This is a genomic window from Sharpea porci (assembly GCF_009695655.1).
Classification (GTDB): domain Bacteria; phylum Bacillota_I; class Bacilli_A; order Erysipelotrichales; family Coprobacillaceae; genus Sharpea; species Sharpea porci.
In genome coordinates, this window is sequence record NZ_VUNM01000003.1 from 44,357 (window position 1) to 64,639 (window position 20,283).

The 20,283-nt window shown below is 35.9% G+C and carries 20 protein-coding genes and 1 tRNA gene; 13 read left to right on the top strand and 8 right to left on the bottom strand.

The annotated features are described in order from the left end of the window. Positions 1–9: 9 nt before the first annotated feature. The 7 genes from FYJ79_RS02750 (at position 10) to FYJ79_RS02780 (ending at position 8,493) form a co-directional block, all read left to right on the top strand. Positions 10–1,035 (top strand): NAD(P)H-dependent amine dehydrogenase family protein, encoded by a 1,026-nt coding sequence (locus FYJ79_RS02750; RefSeq protein ID WP_154514437.1) that lies wholly within the window; start codon positions 10–12, stop codon positions 1,033–1,035. Between the two features lie 124 nt (positions 1,036–1,159). Then, positions 1,160–2,521 (top strand): rhamnulokinase, encoded by a 1,362-nt coding sequence (locus tag FYJ79_RS02755; RefSeq protein WP_154514438.1) that lies wholly within the window; start codon positions 1,160–1,162, stop codon positions 2,519–2,521. 3 nt (positions 2,522–2,524) lie between these two features. Then, positions 2,525–3,358, top strand: coding sequence for a rhamnulose-1-phosphate aldolase (gene rhaD / locus FYJ79_RS02760; protein WP_154514439.1), 834 nt, complete (start codon positions 2,525–2,527; stop codon positions 3,356–3,358). A gap of 2 nt (positions 3,359–3,360) precedes the next feature. Further along, positions 3,361–4,779 carry an arabinose isomerase gene (locus FYJ79_RS02765; protein ID WP_154514440.1) on the top strand — a complete coding sequence of 473 codons (1,419 nt, stop codon included), beginning with the start codon at positions 3,361–3,363 and terminating at the stop codon, positions 4,777–4,779. Between the two features lie 235 nt (positions 4,780–5,014). Continuing rightward, complete coding sequence (locus tag FYJ79_RS02770) at positions 5,015–6,418, top strand: ATP-binding protein (protein ID WP_154514441.1); 1,404 nt, start codon at positions 5,015–5,017, stop codon at positions 6,416–6,418. A gap of 76 nt (positions 6,419–6,494) precedes the next feature. Beyond that, a complete protein-coding gene (locus FYJ79_RS02775) occupies positions 6,495–8,339 on the top strand; it encodes an alpha-glucosidase (protein WP_154514442.1) in 1,845 nt (614 codons plus the stop codon). Further along, positions 8,326–8,493 carry a hypothetical protein gene (locus tag FYJ79_RS02780; protein ID WP_154514443.1) on the top strand — a complete coding sequence of 56 codons (168 nt, stop codon included), beginning with the start codon at positions 8,326–8,328 and terminating at the stop codon, positions 8,491–8,493. Before FYJ79_RS02775 ends, FYJ79_RS02780 begins: the two co-directional genes overlap by 14 nt. A 20-nt stretch (positions 8,494–8,513) precedes the next feature. On the opposite strand, the gene FYJ79_RS02785 is transcribed toward FYJ79_RS02780, so the two are convergent. Genes FYJ79_RS02785 through FYJ79_RS02795 form a run of 3 tightly spaced genes read right to left on the bottom strand, consistent with a single transcriptional unit; the run spans position 8,514 to position 11,479 of the window. Continuing rightward, positions 8,514–10,190, bottom strand: coding sequence for a PilW family protein (locus tag FYJ79_RS02785; RefSeq protein ID WP_195836992.1), 1,677 nt, complete (start codon positions 10,188–10,190; stop codon positions 8,514–8,516). 5 nt (positions 10,191–10,195) lie between these two features. Next, a complete protein-coding gene (locus FYJ79_RS02790) occupies positions 10,196–11,017 on the bottom strand; it encodes a prepilin-type N-terminal cleavage/methylation domain-containing protein (RefSeq protein ID WP_195836993.1) in 822 nt (273 codons plus the stop codon). Between the two features lie 12 nt (positions 11,018–11,029). Beyond that, positions 11,030–11,479 carry a hypothetical protein gene (locus tag FYJ79_RS02795; protein ID WP_154514446.1) on the bottom strand — a complete coding sequence of 150 codons (450 nt, stop codon included), beginning with the start codon at positions 11,477–11,479 and terminating at the stop codon, positions 11,030–11,032. A 141-nt stretch (positions 11,480–11,620) separates the two neighbouring features. Here FYJ79_RS02795 and FYJ79_RS02800 point away from each other — a divergent pair, with 141 nt between their 5' ends. After that, complete coding sequence (locus FYJ79_RS02800; RefSeq protein WP_195836994.1) at positions 11,621–12,709, top strand: metallophosphoesterase; 1,089 nt, start codon at positions 11,621–11,623, stop codon at positions 12,707–12,709. Positions 12,710–12,881: 172 nt separating this feature from the next. Here FYJ79_RS02800 and preA read toward each other — a convergent pair whose 3' ends face one another. Next, positions 12,882–14,141, bottom strand: a complete 1,260-nt coding sequence (gene preA, locus FYJ79_RS02805) for an NAD-dependent dihydropyrimidine dehydrogenase subunit PreA (RefSeq protein WP_154514448.1) — start codon at positions 14,139–14,141, stop codon at positions 12,882–12,884. Then, on the bottom strand, positions 14,134–15,363 hold the full coding sequence (locus FYJ79_RS02810) for an FAD-dependent oxidoreductase (RefSeq protein WP_229771294.1): 1,230 nt from the start codon (positions 15,361–15,363) through the stop codon (positions 14,134–14,136). The genes preA and FYJ79_RS02810 overlap by 8 nt, the downstream gene beginning before the upstream one ends. 284 nt (positions 15,364–15,647) lie before the next feature. Between FYJ79_RS02810 and FYJ79_RS02815 the strand changes: the two genes are divergently transcribed. The 3 genes from FYJ79_RS02815 (at position 15,648) to mscL (ending at position 17,948) form a co-directional block, all read left to right on the top strand. Continuing rightward, entirely contained in the window at positions 15,648–16,445 is a 798-nt protein-coding gene (locus tag FYJ79_RS02815) for a hypothetical protein (protein WP_154514449.1), read from the top strand. Positions 16,446–16,651: 206 nt separating this feature from the next. Continuing rightward, a complete protein-coding gene (locus FYJ79_RS02820) occupies positions 16,652–17,434 on the top strand; it encodes a ZIP family metal transporter (RefSeq protein WP_154514450.1) in 783 nt (260 codons plus the stop codon). Positions 17,435–17,552: 118 nt separating this feature from the next. Continuing rightward, complete coding sequence (gene mscL / locus FYJ79_RS02825) at positions 17,553–17,948, top strand: large conductance mechanosensitive channel protein MscL (protein ID WP_154514451.1); 396 nt, start codon at positions 17,553–17,555, stop codon at positions 17,946–17,948. A 31-nt stretch (positions 17,949–17,979) separates the two neighbouring features. Here the strand turns inward: mscL and FYJ79_RS02830 are convergent, their stop codons facing one another. Continuing rightward, the gene (locus FYJ79_RS02830) at positions 17,980–18,183 is read right to left on the bottom strand and encodes a hypothetical protein (protein WP_154514452.1); all 204 of its coding nucleotides are present in this window, start codon (positions 18,181–18,183) and stop codon (positions 17,980–17,982) included. A gap of 100 nt (positions 18,184–18,283) precedes the next feature. Between FYJ79_RS02830 and FYJ79_RS02835 the strand changes: the two genes are divergently transcribed. Beyond that, positions 18,284–18,360 (top strand) — tRNA-Thr (locus FYJ79_RS02835). 75 nt (positions 18,361–18,435) lie between these two features. Further along, entirely contained in the window at positions 18,436–18,681 is a 246-nt protein-coding gene (locus tag FYJ79_RS02840; RefSeq protein ID WP_154514453.1) for a hypothetical protein, read from the top strand. On the opposite strand, the gene FYJ79_RS02845 is transcribed toward FYJ79_RS02840, so the two are convergent. Together FYJ79_RS02845 and FYJ79_RS02850 are read right to left on the bottom strand one after the other, a co-directional pair. Continuing rightward, entirely contained in the window at positions 18,682–19,050 is a 369-nt protein-coding gene (locus FYJ79_RS02845) for a helix-turn-helix domain-containing protein (protein WP_154514454.1), read from the bottom strand. 103 nt (positions 19,051–19,153) lie between these two features. Next, the gene (locus FYJ79_RS02850) at positions 19,154–20,281 is read right to left on the bottom strand and encodes an O-antigen ligase family protein (RefSeq protein WP_229771295.1); all 1,128 of its coding nucleotides are present in this window, start codon (positions 20,279–20,281) and stop codon (positions 19,154–19,156) included. Positions 20,282–20,283: the final 2 nt, after the last annotated feature.

The following is a 20,283-nucleotide window of genomic DNA, read 5'->3' on the forward strand; positions in this document are numbered from 1 at the left end:
GACTTAATAATGAGAAAAGTCAGAGTTGTACAGTACGGTTGTGGTAAGATGAGTAAATTTATCTTACGTTATTTAGTGGAGAATGGATGCCAAATTGTGGGTGCGATTGATAATAATCCTGAAATCGTTGGCATGGATGTCGGTCAGTTTGCCGGGTTAGGTTTGGATCTTGGTGTTAAGATCAGTGATAATGCGGATGAGGTCTTGGATACATGTGATCCTGATATTGCGATTGTGACATTGTTCTCTTTAGTTAGTGATTGTTTCCCACATTTTGAAAAATGCTTGTCAAGAGGTATTAATGTAGTCTCAACATGTGAAGAAACAACATATGCCTGGACGACAAGTGCAGCATTAATGAATAAGCTTGATGTCATTGCGAAAGCCCATAATTGCACATTCCTTGGTACAGGTATGGAAGATGTTTTCTGGGTAAATATGGTAGGGATGGTCGCAAGTGCCTGCCATAAGATTACTAAGATTGAAGGCGCAGTCTCTTATAATGTTGAAGACTATGGACTCGCTCTTGCTAAGGCACATGGTGTTGGCTTAACACCTGATGAATTTGAAGCAAGTATTGCTCATCCAGAAGTGATTGAACCAAGTTATGTTTGGAATTCTAATGAAGCTCTAGCACAGAAATTAGGATTGACAATTAAGTCACAGACACAAAAATGTGTTCCATATTTCCATGATGAAGATCTCTATTCATCAACAATGAAAGCCACAATTCCAAAGGGTAATTGTATTGGTATGGCTGCTGTTGTTACAACCGAAACAATGCAGGGCATTACCCTTGAAACACAGTGTATAGGTAAGGTCTATGGACCTGATGATGGTGATATGTGTGATTGGAAGATCTTAGGTGAACCTAATACAGAATTCCATGTTGTGAAACCAGCAACACCAGAACATACATGTGCAACAATCGTTAATAGAATTCCTAGTGTTCTCAATGCTCCTGCCGGTGTTGTGACAATGGATGAACTTGAAGATATGGATTATCTTGCTTATCCAATGGAATATTATATTTAATCATATCAACACTCCTTATTCGGGAGTGTTTTTTTATGCAAAAAAAGACAGTCAACAAGGCAATTAGCGTCATGGTATAAAAGGGCTTTCATAAGTAAGATAGTAAGCGAAGTGGAGGTAAGATATGTATTATTTAGCTGTTGATATTGGTGCAAGTAGTGGAAGACATATCTTGTGCAGTGTAGAAAATCATAAAATGCAGATAGAAGAAATCTATCGCTTTCAAAATAATGTGGAAGAAAGAAATGGTCATTTCTTCTGGAATACGGACTATCTCTTTAATGCGATTGTTGCAGGTTTAAAGAAATGTAAGGAAATAGGCAAGATTCCTGTAAGTATGGCTATTGATACCTGGGGTTGTGACTATGTTCTCGCCAACAAGACAAGTGAAGCTTATGCCTATCGTGATCATCGTTCGCTTAAAGGTGTTGATGAAGTCAGTCAGCTCATCAGTGATGAAGATCTCTATAAGAGAACAGGTATCCAGCATCAAAGCTTCAATACGATTTATCAATTAAAGAGTGAAGAAAACTTAAATGAAGATGATGCATTCTTGATGATCCCAGATTATTTCAATTATCTTCTTACAGGTAAGAAGGTCAATGAATATACGAATATGTCAACAACAGGATTATTAAATATTCGTACAAATACAGTTGATCAAGATTTACTTAGTCAGCTTGATATCCCTAATATCTTTCAGGAAATGGTAGAACCAGGAACAATTGTGGGTTCATTAAAGGAAGATATCAAGAAGGAAGTCGGCTTTGATTTACAGGTTGTTGTATGTGCATCCCATGATACAGGAAGTGCCTATATGGCATCCGTTGCATCAGATGGCATTATTCTTTCATCAGGAACGTGGTCACTTCTTGGTATCGAAAGTGATATGGCTTATACGACAAGTAAGGCAAGAGAAGCCAACTTCACAAACGAAGGTGGGTACAATCATACATATCGCTTCTTGAAGAATATTATGGGCATGTGGATTATTCAGGAAGTTGCCCGTAATCTAGACAATCAATATAGCTTCCAGACATTACAGGATCTAGCACGTACATCGAATTATGAAAATACCTTTGATGTCAATAAGCAGCGCTTCTTAAAGCCTGAACATATGATTACGGAAATTCAGAAAGACTTTGAAGAACGCAACATTGTACCACCAACAGCAGTAGAAGATATTGCTTATTGCGTATTTCATTCATTAGCTTTATCTTACAAGCTTGCGATTGATGAACTTGAGGATATTACTGGGAAGAAGTATAAGACAATCAATATTATTGGTGGTGGTTGTCAGAATCTCTTACTTGATGAAATGATTGCGAAAATGACATGTATGAAAGTGATTGCAGGGCCTATTGAAGCAACAGCAATCGGTAATATCGTTGCTCAGATGATTGCTTTTAATGAAGTCAAAGATATTGATGAAGCAAGAGAAATGATCAAAGAACCATTTGATATGAAAGAATTTGAGGAGAAATAGAAAATGGCAGTATTAGAACAGGAATTTGTGAAAGGTTTTATTAGATTATGTAATGGTGGTTTCTTACAGGGCTGGCATGAAAGAAATGGCGGTAATCTGACTTATCGTATGAAGAAAGAAGAAGTCGAAGCTGTCAAAGATGAATTAAGTGATAAAAGAGAATGGCAGGAAATTGGTACAGAAGTACCAGGTCTAGCCAATGAATATTTCTTAACAACAGGTTCAGGTAAATATTTCAGAAATGTTATTCTTGATCCAGTACATTCTATTGGAATTGCAAGAATTGATGAAACAGGAACGAAATTCCAGGTTGTCTGGGGCTTAGAAAATGGCGCTAGACCAACAAGTGAATTCCCTTCACATTTAATGAATCATGAAGTCAAGAAAGCTATTAATGAAAACTATCGTGTTATTTATCATGCCCATACTACAAATCTTATCGCTTTGACATTTGTCTTGCCATTAGATGATAAAGTCTTTACAAGAGAACTTTGGGAAATGGCAACAGAATGTCCAGTTGTCTTCCCAGATGGTATTGGTGTTGTTGACTGGATGGTTCCAGGAGGCAAAGATATTGCCATTGCGACAAGCAAATTAATGAAGAAATATGACGCTGCTGTTTGGGCACATCATGGATTATTTGCGGCTGGTTATGATTTTGACTTAACATTTGGTCTTATGCATACAATTGAAAAATCAGCTGAAATATTAGTAAAGGTTCTTTCTATGACACCACATAAGAGACAGACAATCCAGCCTGATCAATTCAGAGCCCTTGCCAAGGACTTCAATGTGACATTGCCAGAAAGATTCCTATATGAAAAGGAGGAAGCATAAATATGTTAGTAGATACAAAAGCAAGAGTAGGGGTCTTTGCGATTGCTCTTCAGGCCTACCTACCACAATTTCCATCACTCGTACCAGAATTCAATAACCAATATCAGGCTTTTAAAGCCAGCCTCCCAGAAACAGTGGAAATTGTCGATGGTGGTGTTGTAACGACAAAGGAAGCCTCTCAAGAAGTCGGTGACAAACTCCGTGCTGCCGATGTTGACTTAGTGTTCGTCCAGCTATTAACTTATGCAACAAGCTATAATATGCTTCCTGCTGTTAAAGATTTAGATGTTCCTGTTGTTCTTGTAAATTTACAGAAACTTAAGGCTCTTGATTATAAACATACTGATATTGCTTCATGGCTTGGTGAAGGCTATGCTTGTGGGGCTGTTGGGGAAATGGTCGCTGACTTAAACCGTTATGGCAAACGTTCAGATGTCATTACCGGTGTTGTTGAAGGTGGCGATGAAAAAGCCCAGGCAGAAATTGAAGACTGGTGCAAGGCTGCACAGACAAGAAGACGTTTCAGAGACACAAATATTGCCCAGATTGGTAGACCTTATCCAGGTATGATGGACCTCTATATTGATGAAAGCAATCTCTATCGTCGTATGGGCCTTTATACAAAACAGTTTGACTGGGAAAAGATGTGGGCTATTGCCGACAACATCGATGATGAAGAAGCTATCCAAAATAAAGTTCAAGATATCTTGGATACATTTGATATCTTAGGTTCTTACAAGAAAGAAGATATTTATGAAATGGCAAGATATGTCATTGCCTTTGAAAAATGGGTTAAGGATGAAAAGCTAGGCTTAATTGCTTCCCACTATGATGGTTTTGCGAAAGGTCAGGCTGGTGTACTTGATGCGATGCTTATTCCTGCTTTCTCAATGTTGATCAAACAGGGTACAGCATGTGCTGTCGAAGGCGATATGAAGGTTGCAATGGCTATGTCCATTCTTAAGACGATTTCTGGAACAGGACAGTTAGCAGAAATGTATTCGATTGACTTTAATGATGATATTGCGATTATTGGTCATTCAGGCTCAGGTGATGCAGCTATTTCAGATAAGAAGCCAACAATGAAGATTGTCGATGTCTTCCATGGTAAGACTGGTGGAGGCTATCTCACACAGTTCTATCCATATCTTGGTCCTGTAACTTATTTAGCAATTACGCAGGATGGTGAGGGACACTTTAAGTTTGTCGTTGCTGAAGGGGTTAATGAAGAAGGTCCAATTCTTTCCTTTGGTGATACAAATATGCGTACACGCTTTAGTTGTGGAGCACGTGAATTTGTGACAAAATGGTCACTTGCAGGACCTACACATCACTTTGGTGCTGCAAAAGGCAGACATATTGAAACATTAAAGAAAGTCGCAAAGATCTTTAATGTTGATATTGAAGTTATCACACAATAGTCAGAAAGCACGTAGAATTCTACGTGTTTTTCTTTTATCTTAGTTTGTTTAGAAATAGATATGGGTTATTATTTTATTAAGGAGTAAATGATTATGGATGAATATATCTCAATACAATAAAGATGTTATTTAATGAGATATGTTTCTAACTGTTGACATAGATCATGCATATAGTAAAATATATTTTAGTAAAACGTATTTTAGTAAAATGTATTTTACTAAGTGAGGTGATTCTATGTTTATTGGAAGAAAAGCTGAATTAAAAGTGTTGGAAGAAACTTATGAGAAAAAGGGATTTCAAATGACAATCGTGTATGGCCGTAGAAGAATAGGTAAATCAACGCTTATTACCGAGTTCATGCGTGATAAGAAAGCGTCTTACTATATGGCAAGTCAATCATCACTTGAAGATAATGTCAGAAAGTGGAGTGTACAGTTTATAGAAGATATTATTCCTGAAATGCAAGGTGTCCAATTTCAAGAACTTAGCACATTCTTTCAGTTTGTAGCACGTATTTGTAAGGATGAAAAGATTATTCTTGCGTTGGATGAAATTCCCTATATTGCTGAAACAGAATCGTCATTTTTATCACAATTTCAGAGTGTGATTGATACTATTCTTGTTAAGACAAATATTTATTTAATTATTTGTGGATCAGCCATAAGTTTTATGGAGAAAGAAGTCATGAGTGAGAAAAGTCCTTTATTTGGAAGACGCACAAATCAAATCTTCTTAAAACCATTTGATTATCTAGAATCAGCACAGTTTGTTCCTCATTATACAAATGAAGAAAAAGCAATTGTTTATGGTGTAACTGGTGGTGTGGCAAAGTACTTAACACTCTTTGATGACTCATTATCTCTTGATCAAAATCTTATCAATAACTTCTTTACATCATCAGGCTATTTATATGAAGAACCACGCAATTTATTAATGCAAGAGTTTAGAAATGTCCATACCTATAATACAGTCATTGAAGTAATGGCGTCTGGCGCAAATAAATTCAATGAAATATCAGACAAAGCTCATATATCAACAGCTTCTTTAACCTACATTATCAATAATCTCATAACAGTTGGTATTGTCTCAAAAGTATATTGTATGACTGATATAAAGAATAAGAGAAAAATCCAATATAGAATAACTGATGGTATGTATAATTTTTGGTATCGATTTGTCCTTAATGGAAGATCATCGATTGAGTTTCATAAAGGTGATGTCTACTATAATGCATATGTAAAGAAGAACTTACATGACTTTATGGGTGATATTTTTGAAAATATGTGTCAGTACTATCTTATGATGCAATCATTGAATGGCCATATTCCTTATATGATTACTCAGGTTGGTAAATGGTGGGGAGTAGGTCATGACCATATTCCTACTGATATCGATGTAGTAGGTATTGATGAAATGGGTAAGAAAGCTATTTTAGGTGAATGTAAGTTTAGGAACAGTCTTCTTGATCAAGCTGTCTATGATGATTTAATGAGGAAAAAAGGTCTTATTAATAAGAAATATCAAGAAGTGCTCTTTATTTATTTTTCATTATCTGGATTCTCTCAAGGCGTTTTAGAAGGCTATGATAAAAAAGAAGTCAAACTTGTTACGTTGGATGATTTATATAAGGTGACATAGTTCTTTTTAGTGATGTGTGGTTCTTTCTTGAAAAGGGAAAATTGTTCGTAATACAATAGGAGTAGGAGGTTTTCTTATGGTTACACTTGACTCATCAATAGCCGATATTTACGCTTCACCGGTAGGGCATGATGTCTTAACGATGGCATGCCATTATGCAAAAATACCAACCTGGATACTACGAACACCCCTTGCGAAAACAATCAAGATCAAGTCTCTTTCACGTTTCACAAAAGATCTTGATGAGAATTTCTATCAAACATTAATAAAGATGATTAATGCCGAACAAGATACACCACCATCAATTGATGGTGAAATCAAACATACATGGTGGAAAGAAGCTGTTTTCTATCAGATTTATCCACGGACATTTATGGATAGTAATCATGATGGTATTGGTGATCTTCAGGGAATTATTGATCGTCTTGATTATTTAAAGGATTTAGGTGTTGATGCATTATGGTTGTCACCTATCTATGATTCACCACTAGATGATAATGGATATGATATACGTGATTATTATAAGATTCATGAAGATTTAGGCACGATGGAGGATTTTAAGAGATTGCTTCAGGAAGTGCATAAAAGGGATATGAAGCTGATTATGGATTTAGTAGTCAATCATACAAGTGATGAACATCCATGGTTCCAAGAAGCACTAAAAGACCCCAACTCACCTTATCGCAACTACTATTTTCTTTATCCCAAAGATAATGATACACCACCTAATAACTGGGAATCTTTCTTTTCAGGAAGTGCTTGGAATAAGTATGAAGAAGAGAAATTATGGGGACTTCATCTCTTTAGTAAGAAACAGATGGATCTTAACTGGGATAATCCAGATTTGAGAGATGACATCATTCGGATGATCAATGATTATCTTGATTTAGGTGTTGATGGTTTTAGAATGGATGTCATTAATTTGATTTCTAAGACAAAGGGTTTACCCGATGGAAATGTAAAGCTAGGTAAGATGATGGGATATTGTGGTATAGAGCATTATTTCTATGGACCACATCTTCATGAATATTTACGTGAAATACATGAAAAAGCCTTCAAGCCACATAATGCTTTCTCTGTTGGCGAAGTACCAGGTTTATCAATGGCTTTAAGTCAGATGGTGACAAGTGATGAGCGAGGAGAGCTGGATATGGCTTTTAGTTTTGACTTGTTGGAAAGTCCGGGGCATACACGTTATGAAGACTATCGCTATGATCTTAATGCTTATCGTGATCAAATAGATGAATGGATGACACAATATGGCAATCATTGTTGGATGGCGCTTTTCTACAACAACCATGATAATCCACGAATGGTCAGCAAGGTTGACGAGACCCACCAATATGACAAACAAATAGAAACACTCTTAGCCATCATGCAGATGACTCTCAAAGGCACACCATTTATATACCAGGGTGATGAAATGGGCTTAACTAACTATAACTTTACATCCATCAATCAAATTCATGATATTGAAGGTATTAATCTTTATCATGAACTTATCAAAACAATGAGTGAAGAAGACGCTTTTGCAATCATCAAAGCTGGTACACGTGATCATACCCGAATGATGCTCCCTTGGAACAAAGCACCTAAAGAAACAATGGGTTCTCTCTATCAGGATGCACATGTTTCGATGATCCAAATCTATAAAGAACTCATTCATCTTAGAAAAACACATCAGTCTCTCATCTATGGCACATATCATTGTTTAAGCTCACAACATAATACTTATATCTATGAACGTTCATACAAAAATGAAAGATGTATCATTGAATGTAACCTCTCCAATACTGTCCTCAAAGCTCATCATTATCCTGATATGCAACGTATTTTCCCACGAAAAGTTGAAAATACAAAAACACTAGGCCCTTATGAGGCAAGAATATATATGATGGATACAAACCATGAATCTCATTAACTGGTATATTAAGAATCACTTTCTCATAGGTACAATGGTAAATGGGGAAATGTATATTGGGCGTATTGAGGATATTGTTGAAGAAGAGGATGCTTATATTGTATGTACGGAACATAGTTGTTTTCGTTGTTTGAAAAAAGATCAAAAGAAATAGGTTGGAGTGATCCAACCTATTTATCGTTGAGGTAAACTTGCATAATAACCAGGTTGATTATTTTGAAGTTTCCACCAATATTGTAGATTTTGTGTTTGGCCATTGGCTGTTCTAGAGCTTTGAATAATAGCTTTCATCGTGCGATTAGTAGGAATCTTATACATATAATTATTCTGTTCAGGATTACTTGTCATCGTCTCAAGAACATCTTCATATTTCCCTATTTTTACAGCAATATATGTTGTAGTCGTAAAGCTTGTGCCATAACATGTTCCCGATTCACTGAGTACATTACCATTTTCATCAGCAATCGTATGTCCTTTATTTTGTGTCGTTGATAAAGACATTTGTTGGATATAGAAGAGATAGCCATTTTGCACAACGAGATCACCGGGCATATAAGTAGAAAAGATATCGAACTGGGCTGGCTGAGGTGTTTCTGTTGGTGCATTCATATAAGATGTATTTGCGATTTTTTCCCACCCGGCATAAGCATAATTATTGCCTAGCTTGATATAAGCGCCCGGAGCTAACATCATGCGCACTGTGGGATTATCATTATTCCCCGACGTATAATTCAGAACGACATTAAAAATTGGATCATCAGCAGTGATATTCGTATTTGTTTTGAAATAATCCGTTGTCTCGTTTGTGACAGGTGCACATGTGATAACTTGGTTTTTATTGGAAGATTTAAATTTGAAGCTGTAGTGTGTTTGGAACCAGCTTTTATATTTTTCAACATAATCCTTATGCACATATAACTGAGTGCCATCCGAGAGTTTCATAATATAGCACTGAGGAATAGCACTTGTTTCCTGGATATCGCTGCTTTTCATGCTTCTTGTATAGAAATCAAAATCATACATCGAAGTACGCATATAGGTAAAACCGTTAAAGGAAACAATATCCCCTGGCTGATAGTTAGGAATATTTGTAGCCTGGAACTGTCCTTTATTTCTATTTTTATCAGAAAGAAGGTTGAGTTTATCAGCTATTGTATAGGTTGCTTCAACAACCGGTTGAACATTTAATTTCTTTTCATTTGCGAAATAGATAATATGATTCTTATCAATATGACCATTCTTACCATCCGTCAATTTACCTTCATTTGTATTGTCAGTAATCTTTTCTTGATAGTTTTTAGTGACAATATTACTGAGGGCAATCGTATTCATCTTCTGGTATTTCTCTTTATAGGGATCATCACTAGCAGTATTATCAAGTATTGTTGTGAGATCTAAGCTCATGGCTTTCTTATTTTGTGTATCAACATGAACTTGATAAGATAAAGAAAGCTTAGTATTTTGAGAACCATAGAAGCCTGATGCCTGACTGCCACCAAACATCATTTCACCATCAACGACAAGTCTGCCTGCACTATTGATAAATAGATAATGCCAGTTCTCATTGTCATTGAGTTTTGTCGCAGGAAGATTAGCTGTATTTGCGGGAACGGTTAAACTACTAGAAGCATTAGCAATTGTCTTAATACGCAAGTCTGAAGCATCTTTAAGGATATCGCTGATATAGGATATGACATTATCATTTGTCTCTTTACTTTGGCTTTCTTGCGCTGATTGGTCAAAGAGACGGAATGATGTCACAAGTAGCGATAAGACAATCCCAAGAATAATAGAACCAACCGCAACTGAGACAATAACTTCAATTAATGTAAAACCTTTTTCATTCTTCATCTCCATCACGCTCCTTGATTCTTCCAACTCTCATTTAAATACATCTGATTGTCTTTCCATTCATCAAAATAATGAATGGCATTTTTATCATAGGCATAGGGATTATCTTTTTTGATTTCATGAGTTTTTGGATCATAGGCACCAATCCAGGTAAAAGGGTTGGAATCTAAATAGACGAAAGCTTGAATCTCATCCCCATTATTTTGGAGAAAAATATCGCCGTTCAAGTAGGTTGTAAAGAGTGGGGCGGAAGGATTATACATGTCAAGAAGCTGCCAGCCTGATTGATATGTACCAGGAGCTTTATATGTATAAGGTTCCCAGTTAGTCTTAAGATTATTATCAGTGACAAGAACATACTGACGATCTTCATATGTGACAAAGTCACCTTTTCGATAGCTTGAAGCTTTACTTAATGACCATTCGCCTTTATCATTCGTGCTATTTTTAAACTGGAGACGGTCATAGACAGTATTGGTGAGTTGTTGTGTGGTTTTGTCTGCGAGAGGAATATCATTGGTGAGATTGAAGTAAGCAACAATGACATCATCATAGGATTTAGATGTATTGGTTGTAAGACTGAGATTGTTGATGCTTGCTTCTTCTTTGTCATCAATTGTACATTTTAAGGTATAGTGATCAGTACTAGTGGCTTTAGGATTTAAGACAGCTTGATATTGTGTATCAGATAATGCTTTGATTTTATTAGAAGCTGTGTAATAGCGATAGGTTGTTGTGATTACAGTCGATAATGCAGCAAAGACCATGGTTGCAATCGCAAAAGCAACAAGACTTTCAATTAATGTAAAACCTTTTTCATTCTTCATTGCCATCACCTCTTATTTCAACTTTCCCATTTGCCATTGGCTGTCCGTTTCTTTATCTTTCAACATTGTCAGTGTTGATGTGGCTTGGCCTGTTTTATAGGTGGCATTGATTGTGATTTTAAGTGTTTTTGCATCAACTATTTCGACAGTACCATTCATTTGTACATCTTTATAGATATCAGCATTCTTACCATCTTTCGTTAATGTAAAATTGGATAATGTTTTGGTATGATCTTTAGGAATGAATTGTTGGTAATCTGTTTGACTATCAGCATTGTGAATCGTTTTCCCAATAATCTCACAAGCTGACGAAGCGCATAGTGAGGCCTGTCTTGTATAGATTTCTTTATAGCTATGCATATAGTAGCTATAGGCCATTGACAACATGGTACCACTTAAGATCATAACGACGAGTGTGATCACAATAACGGCTGTAATTGTTGAACCACGATTATTTTTCATCAAAAATCACCTTCCATTCCCCTTATTGGACCTTATTTTAACACACTCTTTTTACATGAAATATGTGATTTTATTATATGTGCACTTGTTTGGAATTATGTGTATTTCTTTGATATAGTTTTCAAGAAGAGGTGGATGAACATGATGTTATTTTTACTTGTGACAATACTTATTATTGGATTCTGTATATTTGGAACCATACATATATTAAGACAAATAAGAAAACAAACATTCTTTCAACATAATAAAACTGCACGATGGCTCATCACATTGATTCCTATTATACTTATAGGAATAGGGTTGAGATTTGATTATGTGAATACATTTATTGTTCTTTTACATATCATTATTATTTGGTTGATCATTGATGCTTTATGCCATCTCATCAGCAAAATTAAACATCAACCAATCAAGGCTTACTGGACAGCAATCTTAACGTTCATTCTTTGTTTTGGCTATTTAAGCTATGGCTATTATCAAGCTCATCATGTTGTTACAACGCATTACAGTTTGACAACATCGAAAGCCATCGATAAAAACTTGCGTATAGTCCAGATTTCAGATAGCCATATTGGAGCGACATTCCATGCTCAGGGCTTCAAGAAACATATGCAGACTATTCAAAACTTACATCCTGATCTTGTCGTTGTCACAGGGGATTATGTCGATGATGATACAACAAAAAAAGATATGCTTGCTTCAACAAAAGCACTTGGTCAAGTTAAGAGTACTTATGGCACATACTTCGTCTATGGTAATCATGATAAAGGATATATGAACTATCGTAATTTCTCTAACCAAGATCTCGTAACAGCACTAAAAGAAAACAATATTCATATTCTTAATGATGAAAGTGTCCAGATCACACGACATATTACAGTCGTTGGTAGACAGGATGCACAAACAACATCCAATCGTAAAAGTGCTGAGGTATTAATGCAATCCATTGACCCTAAGCAATATGTCATTATGTTGGATCATGAACCAACTGATTATACAAATGAAGCCAATAGTCATCCTGATCTTGTCTTAAGTGGTCATACTCATGGTGGACAGATGTTCCCAATTGGCATTACAGGCGAATTGTCAGGCGCTAATGATATGACTTATGGCCTCAAGACAATCAAAGATACAACCTTTATTATCAATTCAGGGATCTCTGACTGGGCTATTCAATTTAAGACAGGTGGAGCTAAAGCTGAAATAGGTGTCATTGATATTAAAAAATAGAGTGTTAGGCTTGATTAATCTATAATGTTCGTGTAGACTAACATTATAGAAGGGAGATGTGTTTATGCGAAAAACAGTATTAAAGCGCATCTTAGTATTAGAAAGAATAGCGCAGACACTTAAAGTGAGATAAATAGAAAAGAGGCACCTCAATTGAGATGTCTCTTTGTTTTTAGAGCCAATGTTTATTAAATGGATGTTTGTCTGAAGGCTGTCCGCTTCTACCTTCCTTAAGCACAATTTCTCCCATGCCAATCGCATGTACAGGGCAAACAAGTGAACATAGATGACACCCAACACACTTCTCATGATCACATGTTGGCTTTCTAGTCTCGCTGTCAAAGCTAATAGCCTGATGGGCACCATCAAAGCAAGAAACATAACAACGCCCACAACCAATACAAGCATCAAGATTGAATTCAGGATAAACCTTATAATCACGATCCAATGCTTCAGCAGGAATGATATTCTTATTAGCTAAACCAACAAGATCACTAAGGTGATCAACACCTTGTTCTTCCATATAATGCATTAAACCATTCTTCATATCTTCAACAATACGATAACCATATTGCATAATGGCTGTTGTAACCTGAAGAGTTGTAGCTCCACATAGAATAAATTCAGCTGCATCTTCCCATGTTTCAATACCACCAATACCTGAAATTGGTAAATCAGGAATACCATCTCTTAGTTGTTGGATAAAGCGTAAGGCAACAGGCTTGACGGCTTTACCAGAATAACCAGAGATAGAAGATTTGCCATTGATGATAGGCATGGCTGTTTTTCTTTCTAAGTCAATATCGGTAATAGATTTAATGGTATTAATGGCACTAATGGCATCCGCACCGGCTTCCTTGCATGCCTTTGCGCAAGGAACCATATCAGTAATGTTAGGTGTCATTTTAGCAATTAATGGCAATGAAGAACCACGCTTACATGCACGTACATATTTTGCACATAGTTCAGGATTTGTCCCAACATCACTGCCCATGGCATGACTTGTCATTTGAGGACAGGAGAAGTTTGTTTCAATCATATCTGCCCCAGCTTCAGTGACCAATCTAGCGAGCTCTTCCCAGTCCTGTTCATTTGTCCCCATGATGGATGCAATCAGAACTTGATCAGGAAATTCTTCTTTCAGTCTCTTGATATCAGCCAGATTCTCTTCTAATGGATGTTCAGCAATCTGTTCCATGTTTTTAAAGCCTACAAAATCCGTACTCTCTTTATTTAAGATATCAAAGCGAGGTGATACCTCATCAACGACAAAGCTCTTAGGACCAATAGTCTTAAAAACAATACCACCCCATCCTGTTTCATAAGCTTTCTTACACATTTCATAACAGTTACCTACTGGTGAAGAAGAAAGGCAGAATGGATTTTCAAAATGTACACCACAAAAATCAATCGATAAATCTTTCTTAATCATGATTCTTACCTCCAAGATAATGATCAATAGCACATGCCGCTTCTTTACCCTTCTTAACTGCCCAGACTACAGTCTTATCACCTTTGGTGATATCTCCAGCGACAAAGACATTCTCATCGACATGATAATCATTTTCTTTGACTTCATTATTTTCCATTGGTAAACCCAATGTCATCTCTGGCTTCTGACCAACAGCTAAGATAATCTGATCAGCAGTCAATGTATAGGTTGCATCAATATGTCTAGCCTTGAATGTCACAACATTCCCATTTACAGCATCAGGGACATAGCCATCAATAATTGTAACACCAGCTTCTCTTGCCCCCGCAAGTTCCTTTTCACTAGCGAGGAATTCAGATAACTCTTCATAGACAACATCTGTTACATGTTCACAACCAAGTTTTTTCAATGTCGTTACAACATCCATGGCAACATCACCACCACCAATAACGAGAATATTATTCTTAACATCATGTGATCCCTGATCAGCCTTCACATTATGTAAGAAGTCAATGGCACTTATGACATAAGGATTCTTTTCAAACATAGGCAGGCTCTTCGCTTTAGAATAACCAATAGCTACAAGAACTGCATCAAATTTATGTTTCAGGTCTTCAAGAGCTAAATCCTTTCCAATTTCTGTATTATAGTGGAATATAGCACCTAAGTTTTCTAGACGATGAATATTATCATCAACAATCGCATTAGGAAGACGATATTCAGGAATACCTGTTCGTAAATAGCCTCCTGCTAAACCTTCTTTTTCATAGAAATCAACTTGATAGCCCATAGTGAGAAGTCTTAAGCCAGCTTCTAGAGCAGCTGGTCCACTTCCAACAATACCGACTTTCTTGCCATTAGGTGTTCCTTTTTCAAGAATATGCATATGACTTGCTTTTTCAAAATCCGTCACAAACTTCTGAATACCAGCAATATCAATAGGGCGATCAATACCACTGCGTGAACAACCTAACTGGCAATATTTCTCAGTTGGGCAGACACGTGCGCATATATCTCCTAGACCATTATTCTCCCTGATGATTTCAGCCGCTCCTTTATAATTCTTAAAGCGCACAGAACGAATAAAGCGTGCTGGATCTGTGTTTGCGGGACAAGCCTTGGAACAAGGTGCATCAAAACAAAGCAAACAACGTGATGCTTCTTCGTTCACTGTTAAAGCGTTGAAAGATGTACCGCATTCTTTCATATAGCTCTCTTTCATAATATACCTCCTCGAATATGTAAACGATTTCATATATATTATTATAGGCCTGAATTGTGTTTTTGAAAAGACTATATTTAGGATATTAAGAACGCAATATCTTTATATAAACCAATATTTCTATAAAACACAAAATAAGTATTTCACAAGTTGAATAAATACAAATATTCAACTTGTTTATATCAAACTTTTTTCATTGCTTAAGTCTACATAAACCATTCCAACAATCTTTATTTCTTTTATGACTACAAATATGTTAAACTGTGGCAAAGGAGCTAACTTATATGAGAATTCGTCAATATATTAAAAGACAAAAAGAATTAATTAAAGAACATAAGGGAACATATAAACTCTATAAAATACTAAGATTTCTAGTCATTGTAACAGCAGTACTTGCCTTTATTAGAGGAAGCTATGAAAGTGTTGCTTTATGTATATTGTCTTTATTGTTGTTTTTATTACCATCCATTTTTGAAGAAACATTAAGAGTTGATATACCAGGATTATTTCAGGGCATTATTTATCTTTTTATCTTTGCGGCAGAGATATTAGGAGAAGTGAATCACTACTATACAGCTATTCCAGGTTGGGACACGATGCTGCATACCATCAATGGTTTCTTGTGTGCCGCAATTGGCTTTTCTCTTGTCTATATTCTTAATCGTAATTCAAAAAATATAAACTTGTCTCCTTTCTATCTTATTCTTGTCTCTTTCTGTTTCTCGATGACTATTGGGGTTTTATGGGAATTTATTGAATTTACGGCTGATCAGTTATTTTATCTGGATATGCAGAAAGACTTTATTATCAAAAACATTGGTTCAGTAACATTGGATCCAACCCATTCCCAAATACCTTATCAAGTCAAAGATATCATCAAGACAGTAATTTATACAAAGAGTGGTACACAGGTTGTTATTCCTCATGGTTATCTTGATATTGGTCTTCTTGATACAATGAAGGATTTACTAGTGAATTTTCTTGGTGCTATTGTCTTTAGTATTATTGGCTATTTGTATCTTAAGGGAGAGGGCAAACATCATCATTTCCTCAAAGGTCTTATCGTCAAACCAAAACCATAATCTCACATAATAAGATGATAATTCTAACAACTTCTTTGTTTATTCTATAAGTGTAGTCAAGAAAACTTCATAAACTTTCCTTACAATTCCCAAAGACTACTTAAGCTCTAGATCACTTCCCAATCTAGGGCATTTTTTTATTTCTCTATCATCTTCGTTGACTATTGCAAGAAGGCATGATAACGTGTGGAAAAGGAAGGAAAATTATGAATAAGAATATATTAATTGGGTTGCTTATTCCTTTTGTAGGAACGACTTTAGGGAGTGCTATGGTCTTCCTTATGAAGAAGGAAATGAATCAGCTCTTACAAAAAATACTATTGGGATTTGCCGGGGGTGTCATGATGGCAGCTTCAGTCTGGAGTCTCTTGATTCCATCTATGGATATGTCAAGTAAGATGGGAAAACTTGCCTTTATACCTGCTTTAATTGGTTTAATGCTAGGAATCTTCTTCTTACTAGCTATTGATGCCTTGACACCACATCTCCATATTAATGAAACAGAACCTGAAGGCTTACATGCCCATCTCAAGAAAACAACAATGATGGTATTGGCTGTTACCATCCACAATATTCCAGAAGGAATGGCTGTTGGTGTTGTTTTAGCAGGTAGTGCTGCTAATAATGCGACAATTACTCTTGCGGGAGCGTTGGCATTATCGATTGGTATTGCCATTCAGAACTTCCCCGAAGGCGCAATTATCTCCATGCCATTAGCTGCTGAAGGTAGCAGTAAGAAAAAGGCTTTTCTCATGGGGACACTTTCTGGTATTGTTGAACCTATTGCGGGGCTGATTACAATTTTATTATCAAGTATTATGATTCCTATTCTCCCATATTTATTATCATTTGCGGCAGGAGCTATGATTTATGTCATTGTTGAAGAAATGATTCCTGAAGCAAGCGTGGGAAAACACTCAAATATCGCAACAATTGGTTTTGCAGTTGGTTTTGCAGTCATGATGGTACTTGATGTTGCCCTTAGTTAAAGCAATCTATATTTTATAGGTTGTTTTTTCTTTCTCAGGAAGTAAAGAAAAACGAATTTGAAGTATTGTATAGTCCTGATATCAACATGTATAATGATGACATTGGGGGAAAGATAATATGAAGAATTTATGGAATGAATTTAAAGAATTCGCATTTACTGGTAATGTCATTGATATGGCAGTCGGTGTTATTCTAGGTGGTGCCTTAAAGGATGTTGTTACAGCATTAGTAAATATGTTTATGGGCGTTGTTTCAGCTATCATCAAGATTCCTGCATCACTCGATAAAGCAACAGCACAGGTAGGTCCTGTTCATATTGCTTATGGAGCATTTGTTTCATCATTCATTAACTTCTTGCTTTTAGCTTTATGTGTCTTTGTGATTGTAAAGGCGCTTAATACAGCTAAGAGTCGTTTCAAGAAGGAAGAAGCTGCTGAAGAAGTAGCACCGGCAAAGAGCGATGAAGTTGTATTGCTTGAAGAAATTAGAGATTTACTGAAAAAGAATGCCTAAAAAAGCCTCATCATATAGATGAGGTTTTGTATTATAGATCAGAATTCTTGAGTTCTTCATTCTCGTATGTTGAACGTTTACTGTGGTCATCCGCAAGTTCATCAGATTCTACTTTGACAACCTTCTCTTTCTCATCGCTTGTTTCAACAGTCTGGAAAAGGTTCATATTCATTGACCATTCTTCTAATTCTTTTTCTAAATCATCAGTATCTTTTGCCTTATATTTAATAGCCATAATATTCCACTCCTTGTATTTCCATTATAATAATCGTAATACTGACTTGTCAATTTACACTATACTTTCACACATTTCATGATATAATAACAAAGGACTTGCCGGAGTAGCTCCAATTGGTAGAGCAACTGACTCGTAACCAGTAGGTCGTGGGTTCGAATCCCATCTCCGGCACCATTCCTTTTAATACCTAAGATGTATAATGGCATAACCTATACATCTTTTTTTATTCTGAATTTTGATATAAAAGATATGAATCCTGATGTCTATCAAGCCTATACAGGTGTGACAATAGAACATATGAAAGATAATTTACTTAAGCTATCTCGTCTCGTTCCAAAAGAAAGATTACATATTCGTATTCCCCATATCACTCACTATAATGATAAATATTATATGGCTTATTCCAAGATGTGGGTTGAGGATCATTTGGGCGTAAAACCTGAATTGTTTGAGTATTTGGAATTACCGTACAATGAAGATGAAAAAAGAGTCTGATTATTCAGGCTCATTTTTGTTAGGAGTTGGTTGTAGGCTTTTGATAAGAAGAATTATTTTTAGAATAGATTTTTTATCTACTGGATCAGTAAATGTGGAAAGCTCTTGTATGATTTCTCTGTCTATAAATTCTAGATCATCAGCTGTTGGAAGAACCTGTTCATCAAAGAATTCCGCTAATGACATACAAAAAGCTTGGGCAATGTGTGTAATGACATGAAATGTTGGATTCTTTGTATTGCGTTCTATATCACCTAAATAAGCTGTCGTAACACCCACCTTTGTCGCTAATTTCTCTTGACTCCAGCCTCTGTTTTCACGTAGTGTCTTAACACGACTACCCAAATTATAGTTTACATTTTTAGACATGACTATAGTTTACTTCACATCTATTTATTCTTCAATTCACTATAGTTTGTATAAAAAGACAAACTATAGTATGTATTGTTATAATAAAAAATAGCTATTAAAGCTATTTTTTATACATATCAATATCTTCTCGATAAATATCAAAGCTACTAATGACCATAAAGAGTGTGAAGCTTGTTTGGATAAAGAAAATGGTATAATCGAGTAAACCATGAATATATGTCATAACGATTAAGCCAATAATCAAGGCTACAAGAGTATCATTTTTATGGAGTTTATAGGTAATATAGGTTCTCTTAATACAGCTGATGAAATAAGGCAATATTGTAAGAATACCAACAATCCCAAAGGAGAGAGGTGGGTCGAGGAAGATATTATGGGCATGCTGGGTATTGTGCCCGTTATATTGCTTCCAGACATGCATATAGGTTAATGGGCCTTCTCCAAAGAGGGGATGATCTTTAATAGAAGCAATCGCAGCACGCCATATTTTCTGTCTTACGCCTAGATATTTTGTGATATTGCTTGCTCGTGGAATATAGTTCTTATGGGTGAAGAGAAAGCCTGCTGAAGCAACACCGCCAGCTACAATAAGGCCAAAAAGCTTATAGAAATGCGCAAACAACAACATAATCGCAAGCCCTGCCAACATTGCTGGCCAAGATGTACGACAGCCTGAAAGTACTAAGGTGAAGAGGTTAATGAGAATAATAATACAGTAACCACCCATCTTCTTGTAGTTGAGATGTTCTTCTTGAAATAATCTTAATATCTTATAGAAAGCAATACCTACCCAGAATTCAATCATCATAGCATAATAATTCGCATTAAAATAGAATGAATCCACTCTATTCTTTGGGGTATTAAAGATAATAAGTTCAAAACCATCAATATTAAAGCGATGAAGAATAATGAAGTATTGAATAATAGCGACCAGGGCAGCGACAACAGACAATACAAGTACTGTATCCATAAAGAATTCAAAACTCTCAGCACTAATATGTTGGCGGTAATAAACCGTGAAGCTGCCAAGCATTAAAATCCCAAGAGTGACAAGAATCCCGAGATAGTTCTGATAAAAGAGTGAAACAATAGCTAGTAGAGCGCAAAAGATTAAAATAAAGCGACTTGCTTTTGTCTTTTTGTATGCTTCTACAAGTTCACCTCTTTTTAATAATATAATGAGTTCAATAGCGTGAATAATAAGCGTTATATAAAAAGGTAAAAACAAAG